Genomic DNA, 18,367 nt, shown 5'->3' on the forward strand with positions numbered 1-18,367 from the left:
CGTCCGATCCGGCACGGTCTGATCCGGCACCGTCCGCCTGATCCGGCACCGCCTGATCCGTGTGGCCTGATCCGTACGGGTCGATCGCGCGGCCCGGCGGAGCGTACCTTTTCAGCCAACGGCGGCCCCTCTCCCGATGTGAGCCGCCGCACACCCCGCGTACACCGCCGTTCCGGGGGCATGAGTCCGAGCGCGGCCGTGATCACTCCCTGAGCGGAACATCTCACGATGTGAATGCCGAGGGATCGGTTCCGGCCGCTCGTTAGACTGAGCCGACCACAGTACGAAGCTGTGGTGGAGAACCGAGCGAGGAGCGCACGTGGGCCTTGTCGTGCAGAAGTACGGAGGCTCCTCCGTTGCCGATGCCGAGGGCATCAAGCGCGTCGCCAAGCGGATCGTCGATGCCAAGAAGAACGGCCACCAGGTGGTGGTCGTGGTGTCCGCGATGGGCGACACGACGGACGAGCTGATCGATCTCGCGGAGCAGGTGTCACCCATCCCTGCCGGGCGGGAATTCGACATGCTGCTGACCGCGGGGGAGCGCATCTCCATGGCGCTGCTGGCCATGGCGATCAAAAACCTGGGTCACGAGGCCCAGTCCTTCACGGGCAGCCAGGCGGGCGTCATCACCGACTCGGTCCACAACCGGGCGCGCATCATCGATGTGACGCCGGGCCGGATCCGTACCGCGCTGGACGAGGGCAACATCGCCATCGTCGCCGGGTTCCAGGGCGTCTCCCAGGACAAGAAGGACATCACCACGCTGGGCCGGGGCGGTTCCGACACCACCGCGGTCGCCCTCGCGGCCGCGCTGGACGCCGAGGTCTGCGAGATCTACACGGACGTCGACGGTGTCTTCACCGCCGACCCCCGGGTGGTGCCCAAGGCCCGGAAGATCGACTGGATCTCCTTCGAGGACATGCTGGAGCTGGCCTCGTCCGGTTCCAAGGTGCTGCTCCACCGCTGCGTCGAGTACGCCCGCCGATACAACATTCCGATCCACGTCCGCTCGTCGTTCTCCGGCCTGCGCGGCACCTGGGTCAGCAACGAGCCGCAGGGAGACCAGCAGGTGGAGCACGCCATCATCTCCGGAGTCGCCCACGACGTCTCCGAGGCGAAGGTCACGGTCGTCGGGGTGCCGGACAAGCCGGGCGAGGCCGCGGCCATCTTCCGGACCATCGCCGACGCCGAGATCAACATCGACATGGTGGTGCAGAACGTCTCGGCCGCCACCACGGCGCTCACCGACATCTCCTTCACCCTGCCCAAGACCGATGGCGCCCGCGCCATCGACGCCCTGGAGAAGGCGAAGGGGCAGATCGGCTTCGAATCGCTCCGCTACGACGACCAGATCGGCAAGATCTCGCTGGTCGGCGCCGGAATGAAGACCAATCCCGGGGTCACCGCCTCCTTCTTCGAGGCGCTGTCGGACGCGGGCGTCAACATCGAGCTGATCTCGACCTCCGAGATCCGCATCTCGGTCGTGACCCGCGCCGACGACGTGAACGAGGCCGTGCGCGCCGTGCACACCGCCTTCGGGCTCGACAGCGACTCCGACGAGGCGGTCGTCTACGGCGGCACCGGGCGATGACCCACCGCCCCGCCCTCGCGGTCGTCGGCGCGACCGGAGCCGCCGGCGGGGCACTGCTCCAGATCCTCTCCCAGCACGAGGACGTCTGGGGCGGGATACGACTGATCGCCTCCCCGCGCTCGGCCGGCCGGACGCTGGCCGTGCGCGGGGAGGAGTGCGTCGTGAGGGCGCTGGACGAGGACGCCCTCGCCGGCTGCGACGTCGTGCTCTTCCTGACACCCGACGACATCTCCGCGCGCTGGGCGCCGGTCGCCGTCGCCCGGGGCGCGGTGGTCGTGGACACCTCCGCCGCCTTCCGGCTCGACCCGGAGGTGCCGCTCGTCGTCCCCGAGCTGAACCCGCACGCGCTGCGCATCCGGCCGCGCGGCATCGTCGCGAGCCCCCGCGACACCTCCCTCACGCTGCTCCCGGCGGTGGGCGCGCTGCACGCCGCCTTCGGCCTGCGGGAGCTGGTGGTCTCCTCCTACCAGGCGGCCAGCGGCGCCGGACGGGACGCCTCCGCCGCGCTGCGGCGGCAACTGGCCCTCGTCTCCGGCATGGAGCTGGGCACCGCCACCGGTGACATCCGCCGGGCCGTGGGCGACGGCGGCCTCGGCCCGCTGCCCGCGCCGCTCGCGCTCAACGTGGTGCCCTGGGCGGGCGAGGTCCGCCCGGACGGCTGGTCGTCCGACGAGGTGGGGCTGCGCGACGAGACCCGCAAGGTCCTCGGGCTGCCCGGCCTGAAAGTGGCGGCCACCTGTGTCCGGGTGCCGGTCCTCACCGGGCACTCCCTCACCGTGCACGCCCGCTTCGAGGACGAGGTCACCGTCGCGCGGGCGCACGAGATCCTGGCCACCTCGCCGGGCGTGGTGCTCTACGACGAACCGGCGCTGGGCGGCTTCCCCACCCCCGTCGATGTCGTCGGCACCGATCCCACCTGGGCCGGGCGGGTCCGCCGGGCCCCGGACGACCCCCGCGCACTGGAGCTGTTTCTCTGCGCCGACAACCTCCGGCAGGGAACGGCACTGAATTCCGTCCGTATTGCCGAGATTGTCGCTGCGGAATTCCCTCGGTGATGGTTGCTTAAACCCTTGATCACATCGTTTGATGATCAAAAGTCGAACTGATCTGGAACGGTGTGGCACAGGTTTGTAGGATCTGTGAACAACCTGTGGTTGAGCTGTGTTCAGGACCATGGTCGAAAACATGTGGCCCCGGGTGGGCGGATGGCTGAAAATTCTTCTCCCCCGCTCTGCAACCGGCGGCCGGGCGGGAGGCGTCTTGGCGTGCACTTCTGCATGTCGCCGCAGGCAAATGGGGCATTGGGGAAGAGCGGGTACGCATGACAGCAAACCAAACATCGCTGAACGCGATGGCGTACGCGTACAACCCTGACGGGGGGATGCGTGTCCAACAGGCGTGGCAGACGTACTCGACTTCGCAACGGTGGTCCCGGTCCGCAGAGCGCCGATGCGCCTGCTCGGGGGTGGCGCGGTCGCGCCCGCACCCGTACGCGGGGAGCCGGTGCGGCCGGACTTCGGCACGCCCGCGCGCCCCACGCGGCGGCGCCGTTCCACCGGCGGCATGCCGGTGATCGCCCCGATGCCCACCCCGCACGCCTCGCCCCTGCCGGGTCAGCGTGAAGGCGCTGATCAGGCCATGACCGCGGGCACCACCGTCGACCACCTCACCGAGACCTACCGCGCCCACTACCGGTCGCTGCTGGGTCTCGCCGCGCTGCTCCTGGACGACACCGCCTCCTGCGAGGACGTCGTGCAGGAGGCGTTCATCCGTGTGCACTCCGCGCGCAAGCGCGTCCGCGACCCCGAGAAGACCCTCGCCTATCTGCGGCAGACCGTCGTCAACCTCTCCCGGTCCGCGCTGCGCCGCCGCATCCTCGGGCTGAAGCTGCTCTCCAAGCCGATGCCGGACATGGCGAGCGCCGAGGAGGGCGCCTACGACCAGCTGGAGCGCGACGCCCTCATCAAGGCGATGCGCGGTCTCCAGCGCCGCCAGCGCGAGGTCCTGGTGCTGCGATACTTCGCGGATATGACGGAAGCTCAAGTCGCTGAGACACTGGGCATATCCCTGGGATCGGTGAAGGCGTACGGGTCCCGGGGCATCGCGGCGCTTCGCGTCGCCATGGAGGCCACGGCGTGAGCGGCGAGGACAAGAGGTTCGACCGGCACGAACCGGGTACGGGCAGCACAGGCAGGACGGGCCGCGCGGACGGGCCGATGGACGACCGGACCGGGAACGGGACTGTGGGCAAGGACCAGGAGCACGGCGGCACCGAGGGCGGCACGCCCACGGAGCCGGGCGGCGGCGCCCCCTCCGGCGAACCCGCCTCCGCCGAGTCCCGGGCCCGGACCGAAGCCGAGGCGGAGGCCGAGGCCTCCTCCGACGAGCCTGCTGAGTCCGGCGGGCCTGATGGGTCCGGTGGGTCCGGTGGGTCCGGCAGGCCTGGTCGGTCTGCTGAGTCCGGCGGGTCCGGCAGGCCTGGTCGGTCTGCTGAGTCCGGCGGGCCTGCTGAGTCCGGTGAGTCTGGCGGGTCCGGTGAGCCTGCTGAGTCCGGCAGCGGTCCGGACCGTCCCACCACCCCGGTCTTCTCCCTGGCCGGAACGGGCGGCGCCGTCTCCCCCGGCATGACCTCCTCCTCCGGCATGGACGAGGACGGGCTGCGCCGGCTCTTCCAGGACACGGTGGGCGGCCTCGCCCCCACCGACGGGGCTCTCGACCACCTGCGCCGGGCGGTGCCCGCGCGCCGGGCCCGCAAGCGGCAGGCCCTCGTCGGCGTGGCAGCGGCCGCGCTGCTGCTGGGCACGGCGATCCCCGCCTTCGTCCATGTCGCGGGCACGGGCACCAGCGACAAGGACGCCCGGGTCAACCTGGGCAGGGTCCAGGACGCCCATGGCGGCACCGGCCAGATCCCCACCAAGGGCGGCACGGCCGAGAAGAGCCTCGCCGAACGGAGCGACGGCCCCACGACCCCGCCGGACCGGCCGAAGAAGGAGAGCCGGACCCCGCAGCGGCCGGACGGCACGACACCCGGCACCGGCTCCGGCGCCGGAGGCGGCACGGGCTCGGTCCCGGTGCCCCCGCGCGGCAATGCCGAGCCCTTGCAGACCCGCTGCGACGCCTCCCAGCTCACGGTCGCCCTCGCCGAGTCGGGCGCCCCGGGCGCCGACGGCTCGGTCTACGGCACCTTCCGGATCGTCAACGCCTCCGGCGACACCTGCACCGTCGAGGACCCGGGCACGATCTCCCTCCAGAACTCGGGCGCGGCGGACCCCGCCAAGCTCACCGTGCTCCGGCACACCCCGGGCGGCCCGGCGGCCGGTCTGCCCGACCCCTCGCAGGAGGCCCCCGCGCTGCTGCTGGCGCCGCAGACCTCCTACGAGGTGCGATTCGCCTGGATGCCGAGCGAGTCCTGCCCGACGACGGGGGAGTCCCCCTCCCCGACGCCGTCCGAGCCGCCCGTACCGGGCGAGGCCGGTGGCGGCGGTGGCGCGGAGACCTCGGCCGACGGCATGGCCCCACAACTGATCACGGAGAGCGGCGGCACGGCGGACGGCTCCGTCACCGTCTCCCTCGTGGCCGACTCCGCCCCGACCGCCGAGACCAGCATCCCCAACGCCTGCGCGGGCACGGTCTACCAGACGGGCCTGCTGGCCACCTCCGCATAGCCGCGACGCCACAATGTCCCCGGCCCCGGCCTGACGACCCTCCACGGGCGTCGCCGGGCCGGCGGCCCGCCGGACCACCCACCGGGTCCCAGGCCTGGCACGGGCCGGGCCATGAGGCCGTGGGGCCCGGTTCAGGTCACAGGGAATCCGGCGCCGGGCCCAGCTCCCGGCCCCGTCACCTCCGGCCCCGTCTCAGGCCGTGCTGCCAGGGCCGGATCCCGCGCCGGAGTCCCTGGTCGAAGTGCGGGGCCGGAGTGCGTGGTCGGAGCCCGGGGCCGGGGTGAGGGGCCGGGGCCTCCGGGGTCGGTCCGGCGGTGGGGTCCTGGCCGTCCGGCGGTGAAGCCCCCGGCCGGATCAGGCCGCCGGGTCGGGCGTCAGACCCAGCTCGCGGTCGCGGAACTCCTCCGCCTCACGGCGGACCAGCCGGAACCACATGAAGAGCATGAAGGCCGCGAAGACGAACCACTCCCCGGTGTAGCCGAGGTTCTGGAACGCCTTCAGATCCAGCCCGCTGCCCTCGACCATGACCGGCGGCACCGCCACCATGTCCGCGTCCGCCTTCATCAGAGTGATCCAGGCGTTGTGGACCTCGTCCGGCACCAGGTTCACCAGGGACGCCGCGCTGATCATCCCCAGCTGGCCGGCCGGCAGCCCGCCGGTCGAATGCACCCCGTCCGTGCCCATGTGCTCGGACGGCTGGAGCACACCCGTCACGGTGACCTCGCCGGAGGGCGCGGCCGGGAGCGGATCGTCCTTCGGGACCCAGCCCCGGACCACGGGGAGCACGGGACCGCCGTCGGTCTTCAGCAGCGTCAGGACATAGTCCCCCCGCTCACCGTCCACCTGCCGGTCCGGCACCCGGAACTGCTTCCCGTACACCCCCGACGCGGTCGCCGGCCGCCCGGCGGTCCGCTTGTCGACGGGCAGCAGCTCCGTCAGCGGCACCGCCGCCCGCTCACTGGGGGCGGGGGCCTTCTTGGCCTCCTGGTGGGAGTCGACACGGTCCTCGAACCTGTCGAGCTGCCAGGTCCCCATGAAGATGCAGAACGGGATCGCCAGGGCGACGAAGGCATTGATGCCCCACCACCGGGGAGTCAGCAGGAACCGGTACACCCCTCCACGGTACGGAACGCCCCCGGTGACCCGGCGGCCCACCCCCCTCTCCGACCTCTCTTCTCCGTTCCCCGCCCCCGCCCGCCCCCGCCCCGCCCCGCCCCGTCTCGTCCCCGCCCGTCCCCGCCCCCGCCCCCGGCCCGGCCGGGGGCGGCGGGGAGCGGCCGGCCCCGTCCCGTCCCCGCCCCCGGCCCGGCCGCCGCCCGGGAGCGGCCGGCCCTGCCTCGGCTCAGGCCCCGGCAGCCTCCCCACCCGCTCCGGATCCGCCGGTGCCCAGATGCGCGGAGGCGAAGGCGATCTCCTGCGCCACCTGCTTGATCCGCTCCTCGACCACCAGCGACCCATGGCCCGCGTCATAGCGGTACACCTCGTGGACCGCGCCCCGGGCCGCCAGCCGGTCGACGTAGTTCTCCACCTGGCGGATCGGACAGCGCGGGTCGTTGAGCCCGGCGGAGATGTAGACCGGGGCCCGCACCTCGTCCACATAGGTCAGCGGCGACGAGGCCGCGAACCGCTCGGGCACCTCCTCCGGGGTGCCGCCCAGCAGCGTGCGGTCCATCGCCTTCAGGGCCTCCATCTCGTCGTGGTACGCCGTGACGTAATCGGCGACCGGCACCGCCGCCAGCCCCAGCGCCCACGAGCCGGGCTGGGTGCCCAGCCCCAGCAGGGTCAGATAGCCGCCCCAGGAGCCTCCCGCCAGAACCAGCCGCTCCGGGTCGGCGAGACCCGAGGCCACCGCCCACTCGCGGACGGCCGAGATGTCCTCCAGCTCGATCAGCCCCACCCGGTGCTTCAGGGCGTCGGTCCACTGTCTGCCGTATCCCGTCGAACCCCGGTAGTTCACCCGGACGACCGCATAGCCGTGGTCGACCCAGGCCGCCGGGCCCGCGGCGAAGGAGTCGCTGTCGTGCCAGGTCGGGCCGCCGTGGATGTCGAAGACGGTGGGCAGCGGGCCGGTGGCCCCCGCCGGGCGCTGCACCAGCGCGTGGATCCGGCCTCCGGGGCCCTCCACCCAGACGTCCTCGACCGGTACCGACTCCGGGGCCCGCAGGCCCGGCGGGTCGAGCACCACCCCGCCGGCCGTCGAACGGACCCTCGGCGGCAGCGCCGCCGACGACCACAGATACTCGACCGCCCCGTCCGGCCGGGCCGTGGCACCCGAGACCGTGCCCGCCGGGGTGTCGATCCGGGTCAGCTCCCCGCTCGCCAGGTCGTAGCGGAACAGCTCGCCCCGGGCCTCGTAGCCATGGATGACCAGCAGGCCGGACCCGTCCGGATACCACTCCGCCGACACGTCCCCGGCCAGCCCCAGCGCGAGATCGGTCTCGGAGCCCGTGGCCACATCCCAGATCATCGGCTCCCAGCGGCCGCGCCGCTGATGGCCCACGAGCAGCCGGGTGTCCCCGTCGACCGGGGCGAAGCCGAGCACTTCGAGGCCCAGCTCCTCGGCCCCTCCCCGGGTGTCGTCCAATTCGGCCACCGTGGAGCCGTCCGGCCGCACCACCCGCAGCGCGGAGTGCATGGCGTCCCCGTGCTCGGTGTGCTCGACGGCGATCAGGGTGCCGTCGTGGGACAGGTCGCCGACCCCGGCGGACTCCCGGTGCCGGTAGATCTCCACCGGCCCGGACCCCTCGCGGACCACATGGATCGTGCTGCCCTCCTCGTCGGTGGAGCGCCCGACCACCGAGACCCCGTGCCGGCCGAGCGCCAGCCCCGCCCCGTACGACGCGGCGAGACCGGGAACGGCGGGCACGTCCTCCCCGCCGCCGAAGGGCTGGCGCATCCATATGCCGAACTCGTCGCCGTCGGAGTCGCTGAACCACCAGATCCACCGGCCGTCCGGGGACAGCACCCCGTCCGTCGTCCCGCTCGGACGGTCGGTGGCCTGCCGCTGCTCCCCGCTCGCCCGGTCCCAGGCGTACAGCTCGTAGGTGCCCGTGGCATTGGAGACGAACAGGGAGCGGTCGGGCGCGTCGACCGCCCAGTCGGGCAGGGAGACGCGCGGGGCGCGGAAACGCCGCTCCCAGGCGGGCATCGAGTCGCTGGTCTCAGTCATGTCCCCCATTCTGCGCCCGGCCCCGACAAACCGTTCGCGTCCCGCCCAGCCTGTGGATAACGTCGGCGCCATGGACGAGCACACCCCCTCCGACCTGCCCGGACAGCCCCTCCCTGCCGGTATGACAAATCAGAGCGCCCCGGCTGACGGGTGCGCCGGGTCCGACCGGAGGGGTCACCGGCAGGTGCCCGCCGACTGGCGCGAGGCCAACCGCTCCAACTGGGACGAGCGCGTCCCGATCCATGTGGCCAGCGACTTCTACGACGTCAAGGCCTTCCGCGAGGGCCGCGACTTCCTGCGCGACTTCGAGGTCGCCGAGGTCGGCGATGTCACCGGCCGGACCCTGCTCCACCTCCAGTGCCACTTCGGCCAGGACACCCTCAGCTGGGCCCGGCGCGGTGCCGCCCGCGTCGTCGGGCTCGACTTCTCCGCCCCGGCCGTGGCCGCCGCCCGCGCACTGGCCGCGGACGTCGGCCTCGGCCCCGACCGGGCCGCGTTCGTCGCCGCCGACGTGTACGACGCCCCGGCCGCCGTCCCCGAGCCGTCCTACGACATCGTCTACACCGGCACCGGCGCGCTGAACTGGCTCCCGGACGTCGACCGCTGGGCCCGGACCGCCGCGTCCCTGGTCGCGCCGGGCGGATTCCTCTATCTCGCCGAGTTCCACCCGCTGACCGACGCCCTCGACGACGAGACCGGCTCACGGGTCGTGCACGACTACTTCTCCCGCGACCCCTGGATCGACGACGAGCCCCTCACGTACACCGACGCCGGGCCCGGCACCGCGATCACCAGCAGCCGCACCGTCGAGTGGCAGCACCCGATCGGCGACGTGGTCTCCGCGCTCTGCGCCGCCGGGCTGCGGCTGGAGTTTCTGCACGAGCACGACACCTCGGTCTTCGCCCGCTTCGACGACCTCGTACAGACCGGGGAACAGCGCTACCGCTTCCCGGAGGGCCGGCCCCGCATCCCGCTGATGTACTCCCTGAAGGCGAGCCGCCCGCGCTGACCGGGGCCGTCGCCCGCGCAGCCCGGAGACGCAGCCCGGGAGACGGGACGGCCTACGGGGACTTCGGCAGCCGTACCACCGCCGTGCCGCCCTCCAGATCGACGGAGGAGCGGTGCGGCGGCGCCCCGTCCTCCTCGTCGTCCCGCAGCAGCAGCGCGCTCTGCCGCTCCTTCAGCTCGTTCTGCTTGCCGGGCGAGAAGCTGGCGTGCAACTGCTCGAAGCCGGTGGCGGACACCTGCCCCCGCCGTCTGCCCAGGCCCGTCGCCCGCAGGATCTGGTCGGCGAAGGCGATCAGCAACAGCACGATCACCAGACCGGGGAGGGTCATGAAGACCACGAACTCCATGGTGGTGCTCTCCTTCTCTGGACATCCGGAACCCCACAGGCCGGGAGCCCCGGAACCGCGGGACGCCCCGGAGGCCCCGGGGTGTCCCGGAAAGCCTCAGGAAGCCGCGGCCGGCTCCCCCACCGCCACCGCCACCGCCGCCGCGTAACCGGGGTCGGTGCGCACATCCGTGATCGACCACCCCGGCACCCCGGCCGGTACGGGCCCGGCGCCCACATGGGTCAGGGACAGATCCTCGGTCAGCCCCGCGCCGGTGGCCTTGAGATACGCCTCCTTACGGGTCCAGCAGCGGGCGAACGCCCACTGCCGCTCCTCGCTGGCGAACCCTGCCAGCTCCGCCCGCTCCCGGGGGTGCAGCTGCCCCGCGATGTCGTCCACCGCCGACGCGGACGGCCGGCCCTCGATGTCCACCCCGACCGCCGTGGCCGCCAGCGCGATCAGCACCCCGCCGGCGGTGTGCGACAGCGAGAAGTGCACCGGATCGCCGGGGACCACCGGCCGGCCGTGCGGCTTGTCGCAGTGGGCGCACGGCCGCCGCTCCATCACGACCTCCGCGGGCTCCACCCCGAGCCGGGCCCCCAGCAGCCGCCGCAGCGCCACATGCCCCACCGCGTAGGCGTCCCGGTCGACCGGCCGCAGAAAGCCGTCCAGCCGCGCCCGCTCGCCCGCGTCCAGCACCTGCCGGTGGGCGAGGGCGTCGGCCGCCAGCTCCGTCACCCGCCCGAACCAGACGCGCTCCACTCCGGGCGGCGGCACGGGCTGCGCTGTGCGCCGGACGTCTGACGGGGACTCGGTCGCCATGCTCTGCCCTCTCCTCACCGCCGCGGGCCCGGCGGCCGTCGCCGCTGTCCCCCGCGTCCTCCCGGGTGGTGCTCTGTGGCATCCAACGCCCCGCCTGCCACCCCGGTTCCCGACCGCCCCGGAACCGTCGTGACGTGTGGCCCCGCACCGGCACCCGGCGGATAGTGGGGAAGGCGTGCGTGTCCGGCGCCCCGGGTGCCGGTGCGCCGCCGGGCGGATCCGGCACAGGGGGACCCCAAAGGGGCGGCGGAACGCCGGGGACAGGGCCACGGAGACCAGGGAAACCAGCCAAGCCAGGGAGACCGGAATGAGCGAGATCGCCGACCAGGTCAACGACATCCACCGGGAGGTGGCCACCCGTTCGGTGGAGGGCGACGAGGCCAGGGTGGTCCTGCTGCACCGCGCCTACGACGCCCACCCCGCCGACGTCTGGGCCGCCTGCACGGACCCCGCACGGATCGGCCGCTGGTTCCTGCCGGTCAGCGGAGACCTCCGGCCCGGCGGCCACTACCGCCTGGAGGGCAACGCGGGTGGCCGGATCCTGCGCTGCGAGCCGCCCCGGCTCCTCCGGGTGAGCTGGCTCTTCGGCGAGAACCCCGGATTCAGCGAGGTCGAGCTGCGGCTCACCCCCGCGGGCAATGGGGGCACCGCCCTGCGACTGGAGCACGTCGCCGTCGTACCGGTCGAGATGTGGAAGGGCTTCGGACCCGGCGCCGTCGGCGTCGGCTGGGACCTCACCCTCCTCGGCCTCGGGCTGCATCTGCTGGGCGGCGAGATCGCCGACCCCACGGCCTGGCAGGCGACCGACGAGGCGCGTGTCTTCATGACCCGCAGCAGCGAGGCGTGGGGCGAGGCCCACCGCGCCTCCGGAGCCTCCCCCGAGGCGGTCGCCGAAGCGGTCCGCGGCACCATCGCCTTCTACATCCCCCCGCCCGCGGCCGACACCGACGCCGGCTGACGGGCCCGGGAGTACGGGGCCGGCCCCCACCCCGTACCGCCCGGTGGCCGGATCACACGCCACCGGCCCACCCCGTAACCGACCCTCCGCAACCGTCATCCCGTACCACCCGTACTGTGCGCCAGGGCCCTTACCGCGTATCCGCCCCCGCCGCCCCGATACCCCCCCCGCTGCCCGGCTACCCCTTGGCCCCCGGGTCGCCGGCCCCGCCCGCCGCCGACGGCCAGCAGGACAGCAGCACCCGCTCCAGCCGGTGCCGGCCCGACTGGTCCACGTCGAAGACCTGCATCACCCGCAGCGCCCGCACTGTCTCCGCCGCCTCCAGCTCCACCGGCAGCGCGTCCTGCCTCCGCAGCGGATCCGGCAGGTCCACCAGCCCTGTGCCGACCGCCGCCCGCACGTCCTCGCCGCTCAGCCCGTCCTCCGTCATCAGCTCACGGACCGCCCGGTACGCACACCACAGCCGGGAGCCCGGTTCGAGCCCCGCGAGCCGCAGGAACTCGGCCGCCCCCGCCTCCGTATCCAGCCACTCCGCAACCGACCGCAGCGCCTCCCGCTCGCCGCACCCCTCCCACAGCCCCGCCGCGACCCGGTCCACCAGCAGCGGCCAGCCGCCCGTGGCCGCCGTCAGCCGCTCCAGCGCCGCCTCCGACGTGAACGCGCTCATGTCCAGCGCCCACGTCCGCAGCCCGCTGGCGGTGAACCGGCGCAGCGGCACCGTGTCGATGTCGCCCTCCCGCTCACCGGGCAGGAACCACAGCGCCCGCTGCCGCGGACCGGCGACGATCACAGCCGACCGGGTCACCCCCGCCCGCTCCGGCAGCATCCGCTGCGCGCTCTCCAGCGAACTCAGACAGGTTCCGGCCACCGGAGACTTGGCGTGAAGGTCCGAGACGACGACCCGGCCGCGCCCCGGCGTACCGCCGGTCAGCTCCCGCTCGAAGTCGGAACGCCGCACGACCGGCGGCATGGTCCACCCGGTGCTCTCCGCGATCTCCCGCAGCGCCGGGGCCACCCGGTCGATCCCGGTCGCCGGGGTCCCGACGACGACCCGGGCGAGGTTGCGGCGGTCCGGATCGCGCCGCCCGCCGGGCAGGATCTGCGCCACCTGGGCCGCCGTCAGCGGGGAGTGCGTGCGGGTGGCCCGCGAGGTGTGCCGGGACTCCAGCGCGGAGAGCCGTTCGGTGATCTCGCGGCTCGCCGCGTTCTGGAGCTGGGCCTCCACGTCCTCCAGGGTGCCGATCATGTTCAGCGCGTTGGCGCCGCGCAGATGCCAGCCCCGGTGGTCCGGGTCGGGCGCCAGCACCCCCAGCCCCTCCATCTCCGTCAGATACGCCCGGAACTGGTCCGGATCCAGGTCGCGGAAGCCGTCCGACCACCAGTACGTGCACTCGCTGCGCAGCTCCGCGTGCGTCAGCAGGGCACCGAGCCCCTGGTGGTAGGCGTGCAGGGCCACCACGTTGGCGATGACGTTGTACCGGGAGTCCAGCCGCAGCGTGTCGTGGAAGGCGCCCGTGATGGAGCGCTGCAACTCCTTGTCCGACTGCACCTGTTCCACGTCCGCGCGGGTGATCCGGTAGGGCGGCGGCTCCGGGGCTCCCCGGCGGCGTTCGTGCATCGTCTGCACCAGCCGGTGGACGAACATCTGGAGCAGGAACGGCTGGTACGAGCAGTGCCCCAGGATCCGGTGGACGAGCGTCGGCTCCTCGAAGCGGTGACCGAGCGCGGTCAGCGGACCGATCAGCAGATCGGCGGCCGCCTGGGGCTCCAGCGGGCCGATGGGCTCCGGGTGCTGCGAGAGATGGCTGAACGGGTTGTTCACCGCCAGCGTCGCGTACCGCTGCACCGAGTGCAGCCCGGCGAGGACCACCTTCACCCCGTCGTCGGTCCGCGCGCTGAGGTCCCGCAGCCGCCGGGTCTCCGTGAACCGCGGCGAGTCGGCCTCGAAGAAGCCGTCCGCCTCGTCCAGCATGATGAGCATCCGCCGCCCGCTGTCCGCCCGCAGCCACCCGCGAATTCCCGCCAGTACCTGTTCGTACGTCAACGTCGCGTCCGAACGCACCTTGCGCGGCATCACCAGGGCACCCCGGTCCAGCAGTTCCCGGCCGATGATGTGCCAGATGGTCGCGGACGGGGCATTGGTGCCCGTGTACGTGGAGTCCAGGCTGAGCACCAGGCCGACCTGGCCGCCCGCGGGGCCCGCGCCCCGCTCGAACTGGCGGGCCGCCTCCCGCAGCAGCGCCGACTTGCCGAGCCCCCGGCCCCCGAACAGCACCTGGTTGCCCGCCGGGAGCTGGACCGACTTCAGCTCGTCGCTGCGGCCGAAGAACATCTCCTCGGCGACCCGGCCGCGCTTCTCGCTGACGTACGGATTCACCGCCGAGAACGGCAGCAGCACCCGCATCGCCGCACCGAGCAGTTGATTGCCGCGGGCGGCGAGATGGGCGAGCGCCGCGTCGTCCAGCACCAGCAGCGGACGGCCGCCGATGCACTCGGACGCCAGCCGGGCCCGGCCCGCCGCCGACAGGGTGCCGAAATAGGCCACCAGCAGCCCGCCCTGGCCGGGATCCTGCCGTACGCGCGCGAGCAGCGCCTCCGGGGCGGGCTGGCCCCACACCAGCATCACCCGCAGCCGGCCGCGCAGCCCGGAGCCGAAGTCGGGGACCAGCGCCTCCCCGGTGTGGGTGACGTCCGGGACGTCGAGGAAGCGGTACTCGCGCCCCAGACTCTTCTGCTGGTCCCGCTGCGGCCTGCGGGTGCTGCGGTAGCCGATCAGCCGCAGCGCGGGCATCAGCAGACTCTCCTCGCTCAGCCCGTCCAGCCGGCGCGCGCCCTCCCGGGACGCCATGTCCCGCCAGCCCGCGAGGCCCTGCGCCGCCGCCTCGGCGAACTCCGGCGACATGGCCGAGAAGTCCAGCGCGTCCAGGCCGAGATGGCGCTCACGGCGGCGTACGGCGTCGATCAGCTCCTCGGTGACGCCGTCCGGCAGGGCGTCGGGGACGGCCGGGAAGAACCGCGAGAACGCGGCGAGCGCGTGGTCCGTCTGCCGGGTGTCCGGAATGGCCTCCCCGACCGCCAGCGAGGAGATCAGCTCGTGCGCGGTCAGCAGATCACCCTCGTCCAGCAGCGGCGTCACCCGGGCGGCGTCCTCCGGCGCGAGACCCGGGATCCCGGCGAGCCGGGCCCGCAGGCCGGCGGTGAAGCCCGCGTTCGCCCGCTCCAGCTCCTCCGCGAGGGCGTCGAGCCGGGCCCGCGCCCCCGCGAGATCGCTCACCGGGGTCAGCGGGACGGCCCGCAGCCGGTGCTCGAACGCACGCTCCTCGGGCTCCTGGAACACCTCGTTGACCCGGGCCCGGCGCAACCGGTCCTCCAGGATCCGGCGACGCTGCTCCAACTCGGCCGCGGTGCGCCGGCCCGCGTCGGCGACCAGGGCGCACAACTCGCCCACCGGGGACGGGACGTCACCGGGGTCCGTGCCACCGGCGGTCGTGCCGCCGAGCACGGTGTCCAGCAACCGGCGGGCCACGTCGTACCGCTCGGCCGCGGTGTGCAGCCGTACCGCGTCCGCGGGGGCGCGGTGGCTCGCGGCCAGGAACTCCCCCGGCCCGGTGGCGGGAACGATCGCCTCCCCGGTGGCGGTGTCCAGCCGGACGCCCGCGATCCGCAGGAGTTCGGCGCCGAGAGCAGGGGCGGGCCCGCAGCGGGCCGGGGCGAGCCGGTCCTCGCCGGAGAGCAGCCGGAAGGTGAGGGCCAGCGAGTCGGCGGCCGCCCGGTGGGCCGAGGCGGCGTAGGCGGGCCCCGGCGGGCTGTCGCCGCCGACCCCGTCCGGCGGGGCGGCCGCGGGGAGTTCGGCCAGCTCGGCGGCGACGCGGTCGCGCAGCCCCAGGACCGTGGCCCGCATCTCCTGGACCTGGTCGGCGCCCCAGTCGGCGGCCCCGGCGTCCAGCGCGCGGGAGCACGCCACCCATCGCTCGACCAGCCGCAGCTGGTTCTGGGCCAGCCGCAGCAGGTTCTGCCGGGCGGCCCCTTCGAGCCGGGTGCGGCTGGATTTCATCAGCCGCCGGTCGATGTCGCCGAGACGGTCCTGGAGCACGGTGCCGCCGCTCAGCTCACGGACCCGTGCGGCGACCTCGTCCCGCACCCCACGGTCGTCGGCGGCGGCCCGGTGCAGCAGCCACCCGAGCAGCCCGTCCCGGGCGAGCCACTGCCGCGCGATGTCGGAGGCGCGGTTGAACCGGAGCCTCGGGTGCTGTTCCAGGCTCTGCCGGCACTCCTCGCGGGCCTTCTGGAGCGCCCGTTCGAGCCCGGCGGCGTCGCGGGCGAGCGCCAGCGGCGGCGCGTGCAGCAGCGTCGACTGGAGCGCCCGCTGCGAGACCTCACGGGCGACGGTGGCGAGCGCGGGGGAGACCACCCCCGCCAGCCGGCCGAGCGGGGCGCCGGTCTCGGGGTCGCCGGTGACCAGGACGGTCCGCAGCAGCGCGGCGGTCAGCAGCAGCGTCTCCGGCCGGCTGGCGGCCAGCTCCTCCAGGTCGGTACACGCCAGTTCGGAGCGGACATGGGCGTGTCCGGTGCCGTTGCCGGTGGCGTCCAGGGTGTTGCTGTACGCGCTGATCCGCAGCGCGGAGACGCGGTACGCCGGTTCCCCCGCCTGCTCGGCCAGGGCGGCGGCGAGCCCGTGCCGGCCGTCCCCGACGAGCCGGGCGAGCGCGGTCGCCTCCGCGCCGGTGGGGGTACGCGGCGGGGCGCCGTACCCATCCGCGTCGGCAGTGCTTCCGGTGCTTCCGGTGTTCCCAGTGGTGTGGCCGGCGGTGCCACCCGTGCGTGCACCGGGACCGGACACCGGTGCGGATACGGGTACGGGTGCGGAGGCGATGGGTTCGGGGGTGCCGGGCGCGGTGTGCGCTGTGGGGCGGTACGCCGCGGCTTCCGGGACGGGGCCGTCAGGTGCCACCGGCCCGTCCGGGTCCGGAGCCTCGGTCGTGGCCGTCGGTGTCGTCCGGGGGGCGGGTGCCGTGGGCCCGGAGTGCCCGGAGGGCCGGGACCCGGGGGCCGGTGGGGTCGGTCCGCCGGACTGGGGCTCCGCGGACAGCGGTTCCGTGTCCCCGGGGCCGGGGCCGGGGCCGGGAGCGGGGGCGGTGCACCGGGGCTCCGTGGGGTCCTGGGGCGGCGGTTCCGGCGCGCTGGCCGCAGGTGTCGGCGGCCGTTCGGCCGGGGGCCCGTGGGGTACGTGAGCGGGGGCGCCGGGCTCCCGCGCCGGAGGCTCCGGAGCAGTGTCCACCGGGGCGGGCGGCGGTGGGCCCTCGTCATCCGGGCCCTCGTCATCCGGGGGCCGGATTTCGCCCCCCGGGCCGCCGTCCGACGGGCCGTACGGACGCCCGGCCGCCGGCTCCGGTGGCGGCGGATCGGCCAGCTCCAGCCCCGCGTGCTGGGCCGCCAGCGGGAGGAGCCAGGGCGCCTGTCGCGACATGCCCGCGAGCAGTTCCAGGATCTCGCCCGCCCGGTCCCCGTCCCGGGCCAGACCGACCATGGTCAGCAGGGTTCCGAGGGCCGCCGCGTCGGCGCGTTCCCGTTCATCCCACGTGGGCCGGGCCAGCAGCGCCCGGGCCCGCTCGTGTGCCTGGGGCACGGCCCCGTCGGGCACCACGGAGCCCTCCGTGCGGGTCAGCCGGCCCACCGTCCCCAGCCGTTCGCGCAGCTCCCCGTCGGCGAGCCGGGCCAGCACATCGGCCGTGTGGTGACGCACGGCGGCGAGTTCGGCCCGTACCTCTGTGGCGCCGTGCGCGGTCAGGCCGGCGAGGGCGTCGTCGAACGCGTCGGCCAGCGCGGTCAGGGCGCCGATGTCCGCGTCGGCGGGGCGGGCCCCGTCCCCGATCGCCCCGGTGAGCCGGCGTAACGGATCGCCTGCGTCCGCCAGGGCGCGGGTGAGCCGTTCGACGGCGGCGGCCAGCCCGGTGGCGTCGGGGGCCGCCGCCGGGGCGGCTGCGGGCGGCCCGCCGGTCACCGCGTCCAGCTCCGGGGTGAGGTCCACCAGCCGCCGCGCGGCCTCCCGTACCGCCGACAGCTCCACCGCGCCCGCGTGCTCCGCGAGCCAGGGCTGATCGAGGGCCCAGAGCCAGATCCGGGCGTCCCCGGCGGTAGGCCGCAGCGCCGACCAGAGCGCCAGCCGCAGCAGGGCGGGGCTCCAGCGCCGGGTGAGCGGGGGCGGCGCCTGGTCGGGGTGGGCGGCCGAGCGGACCGTGGCGAGGACCAGATCGCCGAGGAGCGGCTGCGTGAGATGGGCGACGGCGTGCCGGGCGCGCTCGGAGTCCGGCTCCCGCCGCAGCCGGGCCAGCAGATCCCGGCAGAGCGCGGGGCCGACCCGGGTGCTGGCGACGGGCATGCGCAGCGCGCCCAGGACCTGGCGGCGGCGCTGGACGGGCATCGCCTGAAGGACGTGCTCGACATCAGTCCGCTCGATGTCCCGTACCGCGTCGCCCAGCTGGGGCACGAGGGCGGCCAGGGCGTGGGAGAGGTCGGCGAGCGCGGCCCGTACCGGAGGCGGCTCTTCCGCCTCGCTGTCGGTAGCTCTGCCGGTACCGGTACCGGCAGCTGTGCCGGTGGCCGTGCGGGGGGTTTCGGACTCCTCACGGGAGGGTGGCCGGTGACGGCGCGGTGAGGTCACGGGTACTCCAGGTGGGGGTGTGCGCGGCGGAACACACGGACGCGTACGCCGTGGGGTCGGCGCACGGGTCCGGAGTGACGGGGATCCGGCGGTCCGGCGGCGCGGCGGTCCGGGAAGGGCCGGAGGGCCGGAGTGGCGGAAAGCCGGTGGCGGAGAAGGTGTGGAGT

At 74.3% G+C, this 18,367-nt stretch carries 11 protein-coding genes; 6 read left to right on the plus strand and 5 right to left on the minus strand.

Annotated features, from left to right (window positions below; all coding sequences use genetic code 11):
- The first annotated feature begins 319 nt into the window (after positions 1-319).
- From SYYSPA8_RS16795 to SYYSPA8_RS16810, 4 genes are all read left to right on the plus strand, one after another.
- Entirely contained in the window at positions 320-1,591 is a 1,272-nt protein-coding gene (locus SYYSPA8_RS16795; RefSeq protein ID WP_323447994.1) for an aspartate kinase, read from the plus strand.
- The gene (locus tag SYYSPA8_RS16800) at positions 1,588-2,646 is read left to right on the plus strand and encodes an aspartate-semialdehyde dehydrogenase (protein WP_323447995.1); all 1,059 of its coding nucleotides are present in this window, start codon (positions 1,588-1,590) and stop codon (positions 2,644-2,646) included. Before SYYSPA8_RS16795 ends, SYYSPA8_RS16800 begins: the two co-directional genes overlap by 4 nt.
- Before the next feature lie 343 nt (positions 2,647-2,989).
- Entirely contained in the window at positions 2,990-3,730 is a 741-nt protein-coding gene (locus SYYSPA8_RS16805; protein WP_323447996.1) for a SigE family RNA polymerase sigma factor, read from the plus strand.
- A 485-nt stretch (positions 3,731-4,215) separates the two neighbouring features.
- Positions 4,216-5,256 carry a hypothetical protein gene (locus SYYSPA8_RS16810; RefSeq protein WP_323447997.1) on the plus strand — a complete coding sequence of 347 codons (1,041 nt, stop codon included), beginning with the start codon at positions 4,216-4,218 and terminating at the stop codon, positions 5,254-5,256.
- Positions 5,257-5,610: 354 nt separating this feature from the next.
- On the opposite strand, the gene SYYSPA8_RS16815 is transcribed toward SYYSPA8_RS16810, so the two are convergent.
- Positions 5,611-6,369, minus strand: a complete 759-nt coding sequence (locus SYYSPA8_RS16815; RefSeq protein WP_323447998.1) for an SURF1 family protein — start codon at positions 6,367-6,369, stop codon at positions 5,611-5,613.
- A gap of 229 nt (positions 6,370-6,598) precedes the next feature.
- Positions 6,599-8,425, minus strand: coding sequence for a S9 family peptidase (locus SYYSPA8_RS16820; RefSeq protein WP_323447999.1), 1,827 nt, complete (start codon positions 8,423-8,425; stop codon positions 6,599-6,601).
- Positions 8,426-8,495: 70 nt separating this feature from the next.
- On the opposite strand from SYYSPA8_RS16820, the gene SYYSPA8_RS16825 reads away from it, so the two are divergent.
- Complete coding sequence (locus SYYSPA8_RS16825; RefSeq protein ID WP_323448000.1) at positions 8,496-9,434, plus strand: class I SAM-dependent methyltransferase; 939 nt, start codon at positions 8,496-8,498, stop codon at positions 9,432-9,434.
- A gap of 52 nt (positions 9,435-9,486) precedes the next feature.
- On the opposite strand, the gene SYYSPA8_RS16830 is transcribed toward SYYSPA8_RS16825, so the two are convergent.
- Both SYYSPA8_RS16830 and SYYSPA8_RS16835 read right to left on the minus strand, forming a co-directional pair.
- Positions 9,487-9,780: a DUF6191 domain-containing protein gene (locus SYYSPA8_RS16830; RefSeq protein WP_323448001.1), complete on the minus strand. Its 294-nt coding sequence runs from the start codon at positions 9,778-9,780 to the stop codon at positions 9,487-9,489.
- Positions 9,781-9,876: 96 nt separating this feature from the next.
- On the minus strand, positions 9,877-10,581 hold the full coding sequence (locus SYYSPA8_RS16835) for a 4'-phosphopantetheinyl transferase family protein (RefSeq protein ID WP_323448002.1): 705 nt from the start codon (positions 10,579-10,581) through the stop codon (positions 9,877-9,879).
- Positions 10,582-10,888: 307 nt separating this feature from the next.
- Between SYYSPA8_RS16835 and SYYSPA8_RS16840 the strand changes: the two genes are divergently transcribed.
- The gene (locus tag SYYSPA8_RS16840; protein ID WP_323448003.1) at positions 10,889-11,539 is read left to right on the plus strand and encodes an SRPBCC family protein; all 651 of its coding nucleotides are present in this window, start codon (positions 10,889-10,891) and stop codon (positions 11,537-11,539) included.
- Positions 11,540-11,717: 178 nt separating this feature from the next.
- Here the strand turns inward: SYYSPA8_RS16840 and SYYSPA8_RS16845 are convergent, their stop codons facing one another.
- Positions 11,718-18,200, minus strand: a complete 6,483-nt coding sequence (locus SYYSPA8_RS16845) for a hypothetical protein (RefSeq protein WP_323448004.1) — start codon at positions 18,198-18,200, stop codon at positions 11,718-11,720.
- Between the last annotated feature and the right edge of the window lie 167 nt (positions 18,201-18,367).

Source organism: Streptomyces yaizuensis, assembly GCF_034961445.1.
Lineage (GTDB): Bacteria > Actinomycetota > Actinomycetes > Streptomycetales > Streptomycetaceae > Streptomyces > Streptomyces yaizuensis.